Below are 17,276 nucleotides of genomic sequence, written 5' to 3'. Positions count from 1 at the left end.
ATGTTCTTGTTAAGAAACGAGACATAGTGGCTAACACGGCTCAGTTGCTTACTTAAACCATGTAATAGTCTTAAGCGTGTCCTGTAGCGAGTGTTGAGGGACCACCCTATCCCATGGAAAATTTTAAAATGCCTCCCCAAAATAGTGCCCAGCTAGATCGTCGCTCAGTTGATTCATTCGAGCTTTTAGGCGAAGTCAAAATTCCTACAGGGCAGGTATTCACCCAACCGCTCGCTATCGACACTACTAGCAATGAGATCAGCGGCACCACTACAATCTACGAATTCTCAACTGAGAGTAGTCCCGATATCAAGATCAACGAGATTCGCACTAACCAGCCTTCAGCCGATACTGACGAGTACTTTGAGCTATTTGGTGTGCCTGGTACGCCGCTAGACGGACTGACTTACCTGGTGATTGGCGATGGTGATGGTGGCAGCGGCGTGGTTGAAGCAGTCGTTGACCTCACCGATCAGACCCTAAGCGGCACAGGTTTCTTTGTTGCCGCAGAAGATACCTTTACGCTGGGCACTGCTGACTTGACCATTGATTTGAACTTTGAAAATAGCGACAATGTTACGCATCTGTTGGTAAGTGACTTTAGCGGTAGCCTGGGTGACGATTTAGATACAAATGATAACGGTACGCTAGATATCTCTCCTTGGAACAGCGTTGTAGATTCTGTTGCACTAGTTGGTGACGAAGGCGGCGAGCAGGTCTATAGCAATACGCAGGTGGGGCCAGACGGTAATTTTGTTCCGGCCTATCTTTTTCGTAGCCCTGACGGGTCAGGCGATTTTCAGATGGGTGCGTTTGGTTTAGACGATGCTAGCGATACGCCTGGCGCGGCGAATGCTGATAGTACTGGTGGGCCTGTCAACAACTTTGATCTACAAATCACTGAAATCTGGCCGGGTCAAAGTGGACCGGATGTCACAGAAGACTGGTTTGAGATTACCAACGCTGGCCCAGAGGCTTGGATTTCTAGGACTGATCCAGATTTGTTCTATGATGATGAGTCTGCCGATCCGACCGCTGCTGACCTGATTCAGGGCATCAGCCGGATTGAACCGGGTGAGTCTGTTGTAGTCGTGATTGGTGAGGACGAATCCGCGATTACTTTCGAGTCTGTCTGGGGCGAAGTGCTTGATCTGAGCAATGTACAAATCGGCTTTAGCGATGGAGCTGGGCTGAGCGCTGGTGGTGATGCGATCAATCTATTTGTCGGTGAACCTAGCGCTGAGTCGATTGTAGATAGTGAAGCCTATCCTGATACTGAAGATAATGATGCAGCTTCCTATAATGTGGAAAGTGAAACCTTTAGTACGGTGGGTGAGGGGGACGCGATCGCAACCAAAACCCTAGGTGGTGACGACGCTAACGTACCCGCAGTCGGCTCTCCTGGAGACGCTGAGCCAATAGACGACCCTAACGTTGCAGCAATATACGAGATTCAGGGCGCAGGGCACGTTTCTGCCTTTGCTGGAGAATCAGTCACAACCCAGGGGATTGTCACCGCTGTTGACTTCAACGGTTTTTATGTTCAAGATGCGATCGGTGATGGTGACGATGCGACATCCGACGGCTTGTTTGTGTTTACAGACGATACGCCTACAGTAAAAACGGGCGAAGAGGTTGAGCTTACCGGTGTCGTCTCTGAATTTATTCCTGACGGAGCAAGTACAGGAAATCTGTCAATCACGCAGCTTGTTCTTTCTGAAGCTGAAATTCTCTCTTCTGGTAACGCGATTCCAGCGACGACGGTAATCGGTCAAAGCGGACGGGTTGCCCCTGCTGAAGTAGTAATCAGCGATGATGAGCTGCCTGTGAACCTTCAAGAAAATGCGGGTGAATTCGATCCTGAAGAAGATGCAATCGATTTTTACGAAAGCTTAGAAGGTATGCGCGTCACCGTTGAAGATGCAGTAGCAGTTTCACCAACTCGGGTATTCAATGCCTTTTCCGCAGAAGCCTTTACCCTGCCGAACCAAGGAGCGACTGCATCGCCTGAAGGCAGCTTGAACGCTCGAGGTGGCATTAACCTGGCCTCTGGCCCTGATAACACAGGTGATCAAAACCCTGAGCGAGTGCAGATTCAGTTCAACCCAACTTTGTTACCAGATGACTTTGCGACGCCAGGACTGACTGTTGGCGACCAGCTAGGCAATGTCACGGGTGTGTTGGGCTACAGCTTTGGCAACTTTGAAGTAAACGTGACCGAGGCTTTTAACATCACGCCAAGCGGACTAGAGCAGGAGGTCACGGCGCTTAGCGGTAGCGAGAGTGAGCTGACGGTCGCGAGCTACAACATTTTGAATCTAGATGCAACAGCAGATGACGATCAGCAGCGCGATCTGTTAGCTGAGCAGATCGTGACTAATTTAGGCTCTCCTGACGTGATTGGCCTGCAAGAAATTCAGGACAACAATGGCACAGCAGGCGGCGCTGACAATACCGAGACAGACGCGACTGAGACTTTGCAGAAGCTGGTAGATGCGATCGCCCTAGCAGGCGGGCCGACCTATGCCTTTGCCGACATCGCCCCAGCGCCTAATACCTTCGGCGGTGCGCCCGGCGGCAATATCCGCAACGCCTTCTTGTACGATCCAAACCGCGTTTCTCTCGAATCGCTATCGCTGCTAGACGGTTTAGACGCCTTTGCAGGCAGCCGCGATCCGCTAGTTGGAGAATTCTTGTTCAATGGCAGCACCATCACCATCGTCAACAATCACTTCTCTTCTCGCTTTGGCTCTACGCCAGTCTTTGGCGGCATTCAACCGTTTGTCCAAGCGGGTGAAGCAGAAAGAGAAGCGCAGGCCGGAGAGATCAACAGCTTTGTAGATAGTGTCTTGGCAACCGATCCTGATGCCAATGTAGTGGTTCTAGGTGACTTGAATACGTTTGAATTTACTGACGATCTCGCTGAGATCTTGCCAGGAACAGGCGATGAGAGGGTATTGACTAATCTGGTAGAGCAGGCGATCGCAGATGATGACGCCTACAGCTTTATCTTCAATGGCAACAGCCAGGTTCTAGATCATCTCTACGTTTCAGATAGTCTGCTATCCGGCGCAGAGTTTGAGATAGTCCACGTCAACAACGACTTCACTCGTGACGACAGCCGTCTTCTATTCCCCGATACTATAGTCGCTAGCGATCACGAACCGCTCTTAGCAAAACTAATGCTCTCGCCCTCGAATGTGCCCACCAACGGCGATGACGTCTTGGTCGGCACTGAAGGTAATGACTTCATTCAAGGGCGAGAAGGAGACGATGTCATCAGAGGCTTAGGTGGGCACGATCAGCTCCGAGGAGACTTTGGCCTATACAGCGGCAACGATGGCAATGACACTATCTTTGGCGGCGATGGCAATGACAAGCTCCTGGGTGGTGCGGGCGATGACAAACTCTACGGCGAAGCGGGCAGAGATAGAATTGCTGGCAGTTCAGGCAACGACATGCTCTTTGGCGGCAGCGGCAACGACGAGCTGATCGGTAGAGGTGATGACGATCGGCTCTTCGGCGGAGCGGGTAAAGATAGGCTGCGTGGCGGTGTCGGGGACGATCTGCTCTTTGGCGGTGAAGGCGAAGATACGCTCATAGGCGGTAGAGGCAGCGATATCTTTGTGCTCGAAGCGGGCGCAGGGGTAGATCGAATTGTAGACTTTGCCGCTGGTGAAGACAGGATTGGTTTGTCAGGCGGTCTGACCTTCGGCCAGCTCTCTATTAGCCCTAATGGCAGCGCTAGTGGCAGCGGTGTGTTGATCACTGCTGCCGATGCGACCCTAGATATTCAAAATGTAACTGTTGACGTCTTTACCGAGTCAGTATTCACTCCCGTTTAGTTCTGTAGTCTAGCTGACATCTTTTTGATACCTGGCCCCTCTGGTGATACTAAGGCGGCATTGCGGGGTACACAGTGGCAGACAACTAGAGTAGCCAGAACAGCCTACGCCGATAAACCGCTGTAGTTGTCACTAAACAAGACAACAAACAGGATGACAGCATGGCTTTCTCAGCACAGTTTGACTTAGACTCACTCGACGGTGATAACGGCTTCGTACTCAATGGCGCTAATTCATTTGAATTTTCCGGTCGCTCAGTAAGCGGTGCAGGCGATATTAACGGTGATGGCCTCGACGATCTAATTGTCGGTGCTTCAGTTAACAGCTACGTGGTGTTCGGCAGCGATACAGACTCTGGCGCTGTGCGCGATCTATCTAGCCTAGATGGCAGCAATGGCTTCGTCGTCAATCGCTCTGGTTATTCAGTAAGCAGCGCGGGTGACGTTAATGGTGATGGCTTCGACGACTTAATTCTCGGCGCACCCTTTACTAGCCCAAATGGCCGTCATTCAGGTGAGAGCTATGTGGTGTTTGGCAGTGAGGCTGATTTTGAGGCTACGCTCGATCTATACAGCCTAGATGGCAGCAACGGCTTTGTTATCAAGGGGGTTGCTGAATTTGATAGATCCGGCTATACAGTCAGCGGTGCGAGCGATATCAATGGCGATGGCTTTGACGATCTGATTGTCGGCGCATCCTACGCTGACCCGAATGGCGACTACTCAGGCGAGAGCTATGTGGTGTTCGGCAGCGATGCAGGCTTTGAGGCTGCGGTCGAGCTTTCTATCCTAGATGGCAGTAACGGCTTTGTGCTTAAAGGCATTAATGCCTATGACGAATCCGGCTATGCAGTCAGCGGTGCGGGGGATATCAATAACGATGGCTTCGATGACCTGATTATTGGTGCGCCTGCTGTTGATCCGAATGGTGAAAATTCAGGTCAGAGCTATGTGGTGTTTGGCAGCGATGTGGATTTTGAGGCTGCGGTGGAGCTTTCTAGCTTAGATGGCAGTAATGGCTTCGCTATCACTGGCGCTGACGAGCATGACCTTTCTGGTTATTCAGTAAGTGATGCGGGTGATATCAACGGCGACGGCTTCGACGATCTGATTATCGGCGCGCCTGCTGCCGATCCGAATGGTGAAAATTCAGGTCAGAGCTATGTAGTATTTGGCAGTGATGCAGGCTTTGGGGCCACGCTCGATCTTTCTAGCCTAGATGGCAGTAACGGCTTCGTCATCAATGGCATTGGTGTCGATGATGGGTTTGGTCGTTCGGTGAGCAGTGCGGGCGATGTCAACGACGATGGATTTGATGATTTGATCATTGGCGCATATTACAACCGTCCTAGAAACCAATCTTCAGGCCAGAGCTACGTGCTATTTGGCAGCGATGCAGGCTTTGGGGCTGCGCTCGATCTTTCTAGCCTAGATGGCGACAACGGCTTCGTCATCAATGGCATTGGTGTCGATGATGGGTTTGGGCGTTCGGTGAGCGGGGCGGGTGATGTTAACGGCGATGGGGTCGATGATCTAATTATCGGCGCACCCGATGCCGCACCTATCGGTGAACGTTCGGGCGAGAGCTACGTGATATTTGGCGTTGCTATGGGTGAAACTTTTATCGGTACCAAGGGTAAAGACACGCTCATCGGCGGCGAGGGAAATGATTTCCTCTATGGCAGAGACAGCAACGACTTCCTCGATGGAGATGCGGGCAACGACTTTCTCTTCGGCGGAGACGATCGAGACATCCTCATCGGCGGCGATGACAACGATTCTCTCTTCGGTGAGCAGGGCTTTGATACGCTCTATGGCGGTAATGGTGATGATAAGCTTTACGGCGACAACGGCAAAGACACGCTCTTCGGCGGGAATGGCAATGACAGTCTCAATGGTGGGATTGGCAAAGATACGCTAATCGGCGGGAATGGCAATGACATCCTGACAGGTGATACCGGCAAAGATACCTTTGTCTTGGCGGTCGGCACCGGCAGCGACACCATCACCGACTTCAGTAACCAAGACTTGATTGGCCTGGCGAGTGGACTGGGTATCGGAGAGCTTTCCTTTGTCGGTAACGACATCATCTTCACCGATACAAATGAGGTACTAGCTACCCTGACTGATGTAGACACAGCTAGCTTGAACAGCAGTCAATTTGTGCTGGTCTAATTGAAAAACAAACAATTCTTAGGGGCGCTAGCATTGCTACGCCCTTCGAGGATTCAGCAGGTCAGCAATCGGGAGTTGAATTATTTACACACGCGAGCAAAAAACGCTTCTCTATAGCTTTTCTCTATAGCTTTAGACAGCTTCAGAAAGTTTTAGAACATTCTCACAACTTCTCTATTATTTCAGCCAATATCATTGATTCTAAAGAGATCACACGCATTTTAATGACACCTTACTAATCTCTTAACCTTCAACCAGAAACATTATGTCAGTTTGGATACTGATATTCGACACATCAGTGTACTTCTACAGCTAACCACTGTTCATCTCCAACCAAGTTAGCCGTTATCGCTACCTGATGCATTAGAAGATCGTAGGCTCTGATCATAAAGAGATTGAACAACGAGTTTCTTTGGCCCAAGACTTAGACCGTGGCGGTTGACAAGTCTTGGGCTTTTTTTATGCTACGTTTTAATCCGATTGCCTGAATAGGGTGGGCTACATAGAAAAAGGTATAACTAGCGGGCGGATGCATATTCAAGGATGCTACCGGCGTTAGTTGGCCACTTTGCCTTTGACCACAAGGGGTTTACCTCTGGAAAATACATAAAGCAAAGTGGTGAATGCTGTAGATATGAACACGTGAGGAACCTTTGCTCAATGCTAAAGCGACTATTACCCTTTGTCTTGTTTATGACCGGCGGCTTTTGGGGAGCGACTAACCTATCGGCGGCGCTAAAAATAAATCTAGCTGCCAATGCTCAATCTAACGTGCAAGAGATGACAGCCGAAAGCGATCAACCAGAAGGACTCTACTACACCTTCTTTGACGAACGTATCTTGCTAGACGAGCGCACCGATCAAATTGCTGTCCAGTTCACCGAAGAATCAGCCACCAGAGGCGGCATTGATGGCCTTAGGCCTGCCTACTTGCAGCTGCGTCAAGACGTTGAGGCCGCTCTAGCCGATACTAGAGATATCTCACAGCCAGCCGTAGACATAGACATTAGCCCGCTGGGTAATAGCTATGCGCTAATCACTTTGCCAGAAGGCGGCACTCGCAGCCTGACAAACAATATTACGCGACAGCTAGATCAGCCCTACGTAGCAGCGACCCTACCTGTGGTCACTCGCCAAGGCAGCAATGAGTCCATTGTGATCACCCCTGAAGTTGTTGTCAGTTTCGCCCCCGAAACGACTCAAGCCGAGGCCGAGGCAATGGTCAGCGAATACGGCATGGAAATGGTTCGTCCGCTACAGTTTAGCCCCGGCCGGTTCCTCATGAGAGCCACCGATGCAACTGGCACCGCCGTTCTAGAAACTGCCAACCAGCTAGATAGCGTACCAGGTGTTCAGTCCGCTACCCCCAACTTTGTTCAATCAGTTGCCTATCAAAGAGATGTAGACTTTGGCGAGATGGACTTCGGTGCGCCTGAGACAGGTGAAGAGAACACTCCAGAAGATCGCTCAGACAGTGACCTAGATGAACAGCTTTCAGAGGAGAAGCTTGAAGAGACACTGAACGAGGGGCTAGAGGAGACTTCTGATGGGGTAACAGACGAAGCGGCGGAGACACCTGAGCGAGTTTCTGACGCAGCAGACGCCGATGACTCATCGACTAGAGCCTTTGCCTTTCCGAACTCCTTGCTGCCTTGGCAGTGGCTACTCAACAGTTTTCCAATGCGGCCTAATGCAGATAGAACAGATATCTATGCGTTAGAAGCCTGGCTCAAAAGTGATAGCGGTGAGGGCGTTACCGTTGCTGTGGTCGATAGCTTGCTGCAGTGGGATCACCCCGATCTAGTTAACAGCGTCTATAGGCTGCCATCGACGGTTTCTAATCCTTTACCCAGAGAAGTCAGTGGCTGGGATTTCTCTAGCGATGTGGTTACCTGCGAGGTTGCTAACGACAACAACTGCGCGTACGGCGACCCGGACACTCGCATTAGCAATGAGGAAGTCGCCGTCTACAAGCAAGAATTCCAAAATTCTGTTGCACTTTCAGACGAAGAGCTGCTAGCAACCTATGTTGAATTCGACGAATACCTCCAGTATCAGGCTCCTGAATCTACCCCTACTCAAAGAGCTGACCACATGCGGTTTGTGTTCCAAAGCACACCGTCTGGTGAGTTTCATGGGACCTGGTCTGCAGGCGTCATTACCGCTCGCCCCCAGACCAACATCGGCCTAGTTGGCGTAGCGCCCAATGCTCAGTTTTTGCCGGTCAGGGTTTTTGGCCTAAATGGTAAGATCACGCCGACCTCTCTGATTGAAGCCTCTGGCTATGCGGCGGCTAGAGGAGTCGATGTGATCAACTTTAGCCTGAGCAGCGCTGCGCCAGTTGAAGAAGTTGAAACCATGCTCAACGACATCATGCGAGCCGATCCCAATCTGGTGATTGTTGCTTCTGCGGGCAATCTCAATGTTAACCAGGCTTCGTTCCCAGCAGGTGGCCCGGATGTGATTGCGGTGGGATCTACTAATATCTACGGTGGTCGCTCCTATTACAGCAGCTATGGTCGGGGTTTGGATGTGGTAGCACCCGGCGGAGATGTCAGTAACTCTTTGGTGGAAGGGATATTGACCACCGGGGGAGCCTGGGTGTCTGGCTTTTGGGAAGGGCTGAGCGGCGGCAATCTAGAAGCTAGCTATTCGGCTATAGACGATAGAGGCAAATACGTCGGCGTCCAGGGGACTTCTTTTTCTGCGCCTGCTGTTTCTGGTATCGTTGCGCTGATGAAGGACGCGGATGATAACGATGTCCTTACCCGTGACCAAATTACCGAGCTGTTGATCCGCTCTGCAGACTACAACGAGCTACAGATCGGCGCTGACGAAATGGCAGAATATCGGCAGTTTCAAGAACAAACTGGCAGCACTATTTCGGCCCAAGAGTATTTCTTTGGTCGGGGGCTAGTGAATGCTGAAGTGGCCGTCGACGGTGTGAGAAACGCTATCCGATAAAGGTGTGCGAAGGTTGGTGTTGATTAAGCTAGCCCTGTACCAAAGTCAGTGAATTCTCTAATTTCTGGCTCATGGAAGGCCAGCACGATGTCATCTTTGGGAACGCCTAGGGCTACGAGCTGGTTGGCGATGCCGATTTCGGTGCCATCGTGCTGAATCCAAATTTTGCCGTTTGAAATTCTTGCTCGCACGTTGGGTTCATTTGCCTGACAATAGGATCACTACTCCTATCGGTGAGCTTTGTGAACTATCAAAACATCATCACTATCAAACCAGGTAAGCGCAGCGGTAAGGCTTGTATCAGAGGGATGCGTATCACTGTCTACGATGTGCTTTCTTACCTTGCTGCGGGAATGACGCATGAAGAGGTACTAGCTGACTTTCCTTATCTTACCCAGGAAGATATCCTCGCCTGTCTCAGCTATGCTGCTGACCGCGAGCAGAAAATTCTGACAGTTGCGGCATGAAGCTGCTATTCGACCACAATCTCTCGCCACGGTTGGTGATGCATTTAGCGGATCGCTATCCAGGCTCACAGCATGTTTTTTTGCTGGGTATGGGCGAAGCGGATTGTTCGACAGCAGAAATTGAGGGATCAATAAGGTCTGCTAGAGAGGCTATTGAAGATTTTGAAAAGAGTTCAGATAGCGGCGTGCTGACTTTGCTATAGCGATCGCACTTCGATAAAGCGCTAGCCAACTGATGAAGCGTTAGCCAACTGCATAGTCTGAATACTCTCGCATGTAGCGGGGGTGAGAGCCCAGTACGATATCTTCTTTGGGGATGCCTGCTTCTACCATGTCTACGGCTACGTCATGCTCTGTAGAGTTGGCTAGCAGCCAGACTTTTCCTTCTCTGATGGCAAGTGAATCGGCGACTGATGTATCCATCGTTTGTTTAGCCAGCCAGTGTGCCAGATCAGATAGTGATGGCGTTCGGTATCGAAGCTGACTTCGACATCTATTGCGCCGTTGGCGGGTTTGGATTTGGCATAGTCTCTTAGCAAGCTTTGAATCGTTGCCTGATAGCACTTTAGTTTTTCCAATTCATAATCTCCTAACAGGCTTTCCCCAGAATGCCGCGTAGAATTTTCTCATGCAAACAGCAATCTACCCTTAGGCTCCGGTACTGTTCGGCCTAGCGCTTGTGCTGTTTCGATCCACTCTTGAATGATAATTTCTACATTTTGAACGGCTTCTTGATAAGTTTCTCCATCGGCCATACAGCCAGGTAGCTCAGGAACTTCAACGATGAAGGACTGATCGGTATCGCTCCAGAAGATAATTAGCTCATACTTAATTTTCATTTTGGTTTCCCATTTTGTACTTTAAGATAACTGTTCTAACCTGTTTGACCTGGTACGCTTTCGCCTTGCCTTTCTTTGGCTGAAGATTGAGAATTTCTTCGATGCCCTGCTTTGAAAAGATATGATGGCTTCCTCTGATGCGTTCTTCAAAGCCTAGGTTTTCTAGCAGCAGACAGAGTGCGGCGAAAGAAATGTTTTCATCGGAAGTACCTGATAGAATTTTGACTAGTAGTTTATCTTGTTCACTCATTGCCTATTGATAGTATAACGGCGTTTATTCTAGGCATATGTCAGTGAGGGGGAGGTTGGTGATTTGGTCGGTGGTGCGGTATTCCCACCGCATAGTCCGCATGCTCGCAATAGCCTTGTTACCTAAACGCATCTGAGCAGTATCCGAAGGATTCGCCGTCAAAATTAAAATAATCTTTTCCTCTACAATCTCTCGAGCTGTCATATTTCCTGGCGATTTGTAACAATAGAAATTACGTTTATATCAAGCGGCATTAACGCCTGCTTACTACCGTACAGCGATCACAAGATATTCCCTGGATGACTGTAGATAAATATACAGAGGTAGAGACGTAGCATGATGTCCCTACCTTGCGTTTCCCTAAGAACTAAAGCCAGACAGCTTACAACACGCGGGTGCCGGTTCGTTGACAGATACTATCCATACCAGAACACAATCTACCGAAAAGCGATCGCCCAAACAGCAATCGACTAAGCGGCCTTTCAAAACAAGTGCAATTCAGCTCGGGCTGTTGATTCCCCTGCTGGCCACCGCTGGGTGTAGCTTGCTCCCAGCTAGCGAGGCTCAGCCCGGCGGCGGACGCGGCCAATCGGCCCGAGAGGAGGGGCCAGTAGTAGTCAAGACGATGCTGGCAGAAACCGGATCGGTTGCTGGCCTGCTGACTTACACGGGGACTACCCGTCCGGTTCAGCAAGTGGCGCTGCGGGCTCAGGTCGATGGCGAAGTCACTAGCTTGCTGGTCGATGTAGGCGATGCGATCGCGCAAGGGATGCTGCTCGCGCAGCTCGATGGCGATCTGCAAACTACAACGGTGAATCAGGCCCAGGCCGAACTTTCTGCTAGGCGGGCGGAGACGGCTCAGGCGGCAGTGTCGATCAGCGAGGCGCGAGCGGCTGTAGTTCAGGCGGAAGCGACGCTGGCACAGGCCCAGATTGATGCCGAACGACTACGACAGCTCGCTAATCAAGGGGCGATCGCACTCCAGTCAGCCGAGGCCGCCGAACTTGCCGTCACCAACGCGCGGCAAACCCTACGCTCAGCCCAAGCCAGGGTAGCCGCCCAGTCGCAAGCCGCTGCCTCAGCCGCCGATCGAATTGACGCGCAGCAGGCGATCGTTACCCAGACCCAAAAGCAGCTTTCTTATGCTGATTTGCGATCGCCTCTAACTGGCGTCGTCCTTTCCAAGCAAGTCGATATTGGCAGCTTTGTTGAATCAGGGGCAACCTTACTAGAACTAGGAGATATCAGCAGCCTAGAAGTTACTGTTCAAGTGTCAGAGCTAGACATCAGCCAGTTAAGCCTCGGCCAGTCAGCTAGGGTGACGCTAGACGCCTTTCCAGGCGAAGGTTCGATCTTGGGCCAAATCACGCAAATTGCACCGCTAGCAGATCAGGTTTCGCGGCTAGTGCCTGTGCAGGTCACCATTCCTAATTCCGGTAGTTCTAATTCCTCTAAAATAGGGAGCGGTCTACTGGCGCGGGTGCAGTTTACGTCAGCGCAACAGAATCTGGTGGTGGTGCCTGCCAGTGCTTTGACGCTTGAGCGAGCTAGTGAAGCCCCCAGTGACTCGGGCGCAGTGGGCGAAGTCAGTGAAGATGCCACGCTCTTTGTCATTGAGAAACAAGGTGAAGAACAAGATGAACAGACAGTGGCGATCGCTCGCCTAGTCAAAATAGGTAATCGCGATCAAGATCGGGTAGAAATTATCTCGGGTCTAGATCCTAGAGAAGCTTTTATTACCCAGAGCGATCGCCCGCTCACTTCCGGTCAAGCCGTCAGACTCAGCATCCTATCCGAATCTAACGAATCTAGCACTGATGAGCCGATGGTCGAACCCGCCAAAGGAGAAGGCCGCTCATGACCCAGCCCTCTTTTCCCCCAAACGCTCCATCGCCAAACTCGTCGCCAAACTCAATACCTGATCCAACCACAAGATTGAACAGATCGGGGGCGGCAACAGAATCTGCTGGCGGATTTAGCCTCAGTAGACTCGCGATTCGACGACATATCGCTACGCTGATGCTCACTGTTGCGGTGATCGTCCTAGGATTGTTCTTTGTGCGATCGCTGCCGGTCGATCTATTACCTTCTATCACCTATCCCCGGATTGGGGTGAGAGCCGACGCACCCGGCGTTTCTCCCGAAGTTGCCGTCGACGAAGTCACTCGTCCATTAGAACAGGCCCTCGCTGCGACCGAAGGCGTTGTCCAAGTCGTTTCTCAAACTAGAGAAGGTAGAATCAGCTTGGATCTATACTTCCAGCCGGGTGGCAATATTGACCAGGCGCTCAATGATGCGACCGCCACGCTCAACCGAGCTCGCAGTAGCCTACCTGAAACCATCGGCCAGCCGCGACTGTTTAAATTCGATCCCTCGCAGCTACCTGTCTATGAAATTGCGCTAACCTCAGACTCACTTCGACGGGTTGATCTTAGAGTCTTTGCCGAACAAGAGCTTTCGCGTGAGCTTAACACTGTGCCCGGTGTGGCCAGCGCCGATGTCTCTGGTGGTGTGAGCGAAGAGATTCGGATCAATCTTGACCCGGCCAGATTGCAGTCGCTAGGGCTGGGTATCAATGAAGTATTAGACGCGCTATCAGAACGCAATCAAGACACCTCCGGCGGGCGGATAGAAGGCCCCAATGATGAGCCGCTGACCCGTGTGGCCGGACGGTTTGAAAACGCAGATGAGATTCGCAATCTAATTTTTGAAGTAGGCGATGAGGCTGCGCCACAGCAGGTCTATTTACGAGACTTTGCTGAGGTGATTGACGGCACCGAAGAGCAGCGCATTTTTGTGAACCTCAACGGTCAGCCTGCGGTCAAAGTGAGCGTTCAAAAGCAGCCTACAGCCAACACCATCACGGTCGTAGAGGGCATCAAGCAGAAGCTAATGGAGCTAGAGGCGTCAGGGCTGGTGCCAGCCGATCTGGTGATCAACGCCACGCTAGACGAGTCGGTCTTTGTTCAAAACGCGGTTCGCAATGTGGCTATCTCTGGGCTCACTGGGGCAGGGCTAGCTGCGATCGCAGTGCTCCTTTTTCTTGGATCGCTGCGGCAGACCTTCATCATTGTGATCGCCATTCCGCTAGCGACGCTGGTGGCGATTTTAACGATGGGAATATTTGGCCTTTCTCTAAACGTGTTCAGCTTGGGCGGCCTAGCGCTGGGCGTTGGCATTGTTGTCGACAACGCGATCGTGATGTTAGAGAACATTACTAAGGGCGTTGAGGCTAGACACGAAGCTAATGATAGAAAGAACAACAGAAAAGGTGCTGGCCGCAAAAACAACAGAGCGGTGATTCGCCAGGCAGAAGTCAGCAGCCGCGAGCTAGAGTCAGCGCTATTCGCCTCGACCACGACAAATCTAGTCGCGGTCCTGCCTTTTCTGCTGATTGGCGGCTTTATCTCTTTGTTGTTCAATGAACTGGTGCTAACAGTCAGCTTTGCGGTCGCGGCTTCTCTAGTGGTGGCGCTGACGGTCGTGCCCGCTTTGACCGCTAGGCTGCTCGCCGTCCCTCAGTCGAGCGGCATTAATAGATTTTGGCTGATTCGTCAGTTTGATCGGCACCTGCAGTCAGCGACTCAGCGCTATGCTCAGTGGCTAGGTTGGGTGCTACAGCGGCGGATTTTGACGATTGCGATCGCCTTTTCCCTGCTCGGTGGTGGCAGTCTGCTAGCAGTGCAGCAAATTCCTCAAGAAATCTTGCCGAGTATCGCCACGGGCCAGGCCGACCTATGGGCGCAGTTCCCACCCGGCACTACGCTAGAAGAGAACCGTCAGGTAATGAACGCCATTGACGAACTGCTACTAGCTCAGCCAGAGGCCGAGTATGTTTTTAGTACGGCGGGTGGCTTTCTATTTGGCAACAGCAGCAGTGAGAATGCCCTGCGGGGTACAAGTAAACTCACCCTCGTACCCGGCACTAATGTACAGGCTTTTTGCGATCGCCTAAACCAAGAATTTCAGCAGTTCAACCTCGTCAACACCCGACTGCGGCTTTTTCCTGGTAGAGTACGCGGCCTGATCTTAGGCAACTCTCCTGTCCGCAGTGATGTGGACGTTATCCTTCAGGGCAGCAGCGCCAGCGACCTAGAAACAGCCGGACAGCAGGTCTTAGAAGCTTTGGACGCTCAAGCAACTCTCGCTAGCTACTCTCCTGATGCCGATCCGCCTCAGCCAGAAGTTCAAATTCGCCCGGACTGGGAGCGAGCTGCCGACCTAGACCTTTCTGCTGAAGCGATTGGCCGCACCGTACAGACAGTGCTTTCTGGCTCGGTTCCTACTCAGATCCAGCGAGGCGATCGCCTAGTCGATGTGCGCGTACAGACGCCCGACAAGCTAGTTCGTAATCTAGGCGAACTAGCCCAGCTGCCGCTGCTTAACGGTGACGCTCAGGCAGTCAGGCTCGGCGACATTGCCCGCATTGAAGCAGGTCAAGCTCCCGGAGAAATTCAGCGGATCGGCCAGCGTCAGGTCTTCATCATCGAAGGCGATCTTGCCGAAGATATCAGTTTAGGGGAGGCGCTAGCAGAACTCGATCAGATTATGGCAACCGTGAGCCTGCCAGATGGCGTTACCCGCCTACCTAGTTTCAGCGCTCAAAGCAACGCTGATATCCAAGACGGGCTGGGCATTCTGGGCGGTCTCGCAGCCTTTTTAGTATTCACCGTGATGGCCGTACAGTACAACTCGCTGGTCGATCCGCTAATCATTATGCTGACTGTGCCACTGGCCTTAGCAGGCGGCATCTTTGGTCTGTTCATTACACAGACGGCAATCGGCGCAACGGTTGTTGTCGGCGCGGTGCTATTAGTTGGCATTGTGGTAAACAACGCCATTATCTTGGTAGAGCTAGCCAATCAAATCTACGCCGAAGAGAAAGGTGTTAGCGAAGCCTCTCCGGCAGAAAACCGCTTGAGCGCCATCTGCAAAGCGGCCCCTCAGCGGCTGCGACCAATCCTGATGACGACGATTACCACCGTACTGGGTATGTTTCCGCTAGCGCTTGGCATCGGTCAAGGTTCAGAATTCTTGCAGCCGCTAGGCGTTGTTGTCTTCTCAGGACTCTCTCTAGCCACGCTGCTGACGCTGTTCATCATTCCTTGCTTTTACACGTTGTTTCATGGGCAGTGGAGAGCTGCGAAGTAAGCTTGTTGAATGTGTGAAATCGGTCTTGAGCCAAGTCTTGGGTTAGCGATCGCGCTAGAAAGCACATCTATGATGCCGATCTGGTGTCATCTCTTATTGCTATTTCTGGGGATGCGTTTTCGAGCACAAGCTGGGCTCGATCTAACCAATCCGAGGTTACGCCACCAAAGCGTTCAGCTAAAAGCTGAAGCTCTTCTAGATAGATATCGGAGAATATGGCTTCGATATCGGGGGGAATTGCTAGCTGAATTGGTTTTTGATTATATCGAGTCTCCAGGTTGATCTGTTTGTCCAAAGACCCTTTCACCTGCAAGAATTCACAAATTGCTTCTAGAAACTGTTGAGGATTCTGTTTAAGGTCATCGTAAAAGCCGACAAACATCTGCTCAGGTGGAAAGTACTTTTCCCATCGGTTCAGAGTTTTAGTATAGTACCCGTTGGAAAATAGCCACTGGTCATTTAAATCGCGATCGAACACGGTCTTACGAACCAGCTCCTCAGTTAGGTTTTCGGGTTGCCAGTCCACTAGGCTAATGCACCTGAGCAGAATGTGCGACCAGGTGCGATCAATTGGATTACGCAGAATATAGATGATTTTAAGATCTGGAAAATCTCTTTGGATAGCCGCAATCTGACCCTCATCTATAGGCGCGTACAGAGGGGTGACATCTCCTGTAACCCGGTCTTTACCTAACGCGAATAGAGACTCGTACCACTGGGCACTACGAGGGCGCAGAAAATAATTTAGATGCCATCTGAAATAGCCAGGACGTAGCCAGGCTCTTTTATGATGCAGAAAATTTCTAACCTGTATTCGCCAGTATTCGTAGCGTTTTTTGTCTTTGCCAAACAGTCGCCCTGTCAGGTTGTATTCGGGTTCGTTGAAATAGCGTAATTCTTTGACCGGTGGTAGCCAAACACCAGGATGCTGCTGAAGATTATAGTGCAGCCAGGTTGTGCCGCTCTTGATAGCGCCAATACAGATAAAAGTAGGACAAGTCATACTCAGTTATTTAGATAATCAGTTCAGAAAATAAGCTCGCAATGTCAGTCACGCTACCGATGCAAAAGATGGAACAATCTAAACTGCTCATAGCCAAGATTAACTTCCCTCGTGAATCCCTTATTCTTGCTAGTATAGGGCACATGTTCTTTAACTTTGCGGTCGAGCTAATCCTTTAGGTTTGCGAGCGAGGACATATTTCATGAAAGTCATCATCAAAGAGTCTTTGCTATCTACGCTAGATTACGTTGAAAAATTTACGGTTTCCGTTGATAGTTGCAGAGCAATTCGTCACTTTTGCAACTATCAGTCTATAGAGTGGAATATATCCGAAGATTGTCGCGACGAGAGCCCTTACGGATTCTAAGACTATGAAGCCAGCTGTTTTTATCCACACAAGTAGCCATGAAATCCTTGCCGCAAAGGTGGCCCACTTTTCTCATCTCTTATTCTCAAAAAATTTAGACGCCTTCGATATAAAAATCATTCGTATCGAGGACTATCCGAATTTCATGGCTCGTCACGGCAGTACTCTGCTCAGGCGCGGAAGAGAAGCGGCTTGGTACAAAGATGTTCCCCAATC

At 51.0% G+C, this 17,276-nt stretch carries 13 protein-coding genes and 1 pseudogene; 8 read left to right on the top strand and 6 right to left on the bottom strand.

Annotated features, from left to right (window positions below; all coding sequences use genetic code 11):
- Window positions 1-113 precede the first annotated feature (113 nt).
- The 3 genes from IQ256_RS06315 to IQ256_RS06305 all read left to right on the top strand — a co-directional run bounded on the left by IQ256_RS06315 (window position 114) and on the right by IQ256_RS06305 (window position 8,983).
- Window positions 114-3,845 (top strand): endonuclease/exonuclease/phosphatase family protein, encoded by a 3,732-nt coding sequence (locus tag IQ256_RS06315; protein WP_193854698.1) that lies wholly within the window; start codon window positions 114-116, stop codon window positions 3,843-3,845.
- A gap of 161 nt (window positions 3,846-4,006) precedes the next feature.
- The gene (locus tag IQ256_RS06310; RefSeq protein WP_193854697.1) at window positions 4,007-6,019 is read left to right on the top strand and encodes an FG-GAP repeat protein; all 2,013 of its coding nucleotides are present in this window, start codon (window positions 4,007-4,009) and stop codon (window positions 6,017-6,019) included.
- A gap of 660 nt (window positions 6,020-6,679) precedes the next feature.
- Window positions 6,680-8,983 carry a S8 family serine peptidase gene (locus tag IQ256_RS06305; RefSeq protein WP_193854696.1) on the top strand — a complete coding sequence of 768 codons (2,304 nt, stop codon included), beginning with the start codon at window positions 6,680-6,682 and terminating at the stop codon, window positions 8,981-8,983.
- Window positions 8,984-9,006: 23 nt separating this feature from the next.
- Here IQ256_RS06305 and IQ256_RS06300 read toward each other — a convergent pair whose 3' ends face one another.
- A complete protein-coding gene (locus IQ256_RS06300) occupies window positions 9,007-9,174 on the bottom strand; it encodes an element excision factor XisI family protein (RefSeq protein ID WP_370623357.1) in 168 nt (55 codons plus the stop codon).
- Between the two features lie 51 nt (window positions 9,175-9,225).
- Between IQ256_RS06300 and IQ256_RS06295 the strand changes: the two genes are divergently transcribed.
- Both IQ256_RS06295 and IQ256_RS06290 read left to right on the top strand, forming a co-directional pair.
- Window positions 9,226-9,450 carry a DUF433 domain-containing protein gene (locus IQ256_RS06295; RefSeq protein ID WP_193854695.1) on the top strand — a complete coding sequence of 75 codons (225 nt, stop codon included), beginning with the start codon at window positions 9,226-9,228 and terminating at the stop codon, window positions 9,448-9,450.
- Window positions 9,447-9,653, top strand: a complete 207-nt coding sequence (locus IQ256_RS06290) for a DUF5615 family PIN-like protein (protein WP_193854694.1) — start codon at window positions 9,447-9,449, stop codon at window positions 9,651-9,653. The genes IQ256_RS06295 and IQ256_RS06290 overlap by 4 nt, the downstream gene beginning before the upstream one ends.
- A gap of 40 nt (window positions 9,654-9,693) precedes the next feature.
- Here IQ256_RS06290 and IQ256_RS30300 read toward each other — a convergent pair.
- The 4 genes and pseudogenes from IQ256_RS30300 to IQ256_RS06270 form a co-directional block, all read right to left on the bottom strand.
- Window positions 9,694-9,989: pseudogene (locus tag IQ256_RS30300) on the bottom strand (XisI protein).
- Window positions 9,990-10,076: 87 nt separating this feature from the next.
- Window positions 10,077-10,289 carry a type II toxin-antitoxin system HicB family antitoxin gene (locus IQ256_RS06280; protein WP_193854693.1) on the bottom strand — a complete coding sequence of 71 codons (213 nt, stop codon included), beginning with the start codon at window positions 10,287-10,289 and terminating at the stop codon, window positions 10,077-10,079.
- Complete coding sequence (locus IQ256_RS06275; RefSeq protein ID WP_193854692.1) at window positions 10,279-10,539, bottom strand: type II toxin-antitoxin system HicA family toxin; 261 nt, start codon at window positions 10,537-10,539, stop codon at window positions 10,279-10,281. Before IQ256_RS06275 ends, IQ256_RS06280 begins: the two co-directional genes overlap by 11 nt.
- 24 nt (window positions 10,540-10,563) lie before the next feature.
- Window positions 10,564-10,743, bottom strand: coding sequence for a hypothetical protein (locus tag IQ256_RS06270; protein WP_193854691.1), 180 nt, complete (start codon window positions 10,741-10,743; stop codon window positions 10,564-10,566).
- 202 nt (window positions 10,744-10,945) lie between these two features.
- On the opposite strand from IQ256_RS06270, the gene IQ256_RS06265 reads away from it, so the two are divergent.
- Together IQ256_RS06265 and IQ256_RS06260 are read left to right on the top strand one after the other, a co-directional pair.
- Entirely contained in the window at window positions 10,946-12,400 is a 1,455-nt protein-coding gene (locus IQ256_RS06265; protein ID WP_228024625.1) for an efflux RND transporter periplasmic adaptor subunit, read from the top strand.
- Window positions 12,397-15,690 (top strand): efflux RND transporter permease subunit, encoded by a 3,294-nt coding sequence (locus tag IQ256_RS06260; RefSeq protein WP_193854690.1) that lies wholly within the window; start codon window positions 12,397-12,399, stop codon window positions 15,688-15,690. The genes IQ256_RS06265 and IQ256_RS06260 overlap by 4 nt, the downstream gene beginning before the upstream one ends.
- Window positions 15,691-15,757: 67 nt before the next feature.
- On the opposite strand, the gene IQ256_RS06255 is transcribed toward IQ256_RS06260, so the two are convergent.
- The gene (locus IQ256_RS06255) at window positions 15,758-16,693 is read right to left on the bottom strand and encodes a sulfotransferase (protein WP_193854689.1); all 936 of its coding nucleotides are present in this window, start codon (window positions 16,691-16,693) and stop codon (window positions 15,758-15,760) included.
- A gap of 371 nt (window positions 16,694-17,064) precedes the next feature.
- Here IQ256_RS06255 and IQ256_RS06250 point away from each other — a divergent pair.
- Window positions 17,065-17,276, top strand: a 212-nt coding sequence (locus tag IQ256_RS06250) for a hypothetical protein (protein WP_228024624.1), incomplete at its 3' end; no start/stop codon positions are given.

Source organism: cf. Phormidesmis sp. LEGE 11477 (genome assembly GCF_015207105.1).
GTDB lineage: Bacteria > Cyanobacteriota > Cyanobacteriia > Phormidesmidales > Phormidesmidaceae > Phormidesmis.
The sequence above is the reverse complement of the archived record's forward strand: the minus strand, read 5'-3'. Positions and strand labels throughout refer to the sequence as shown.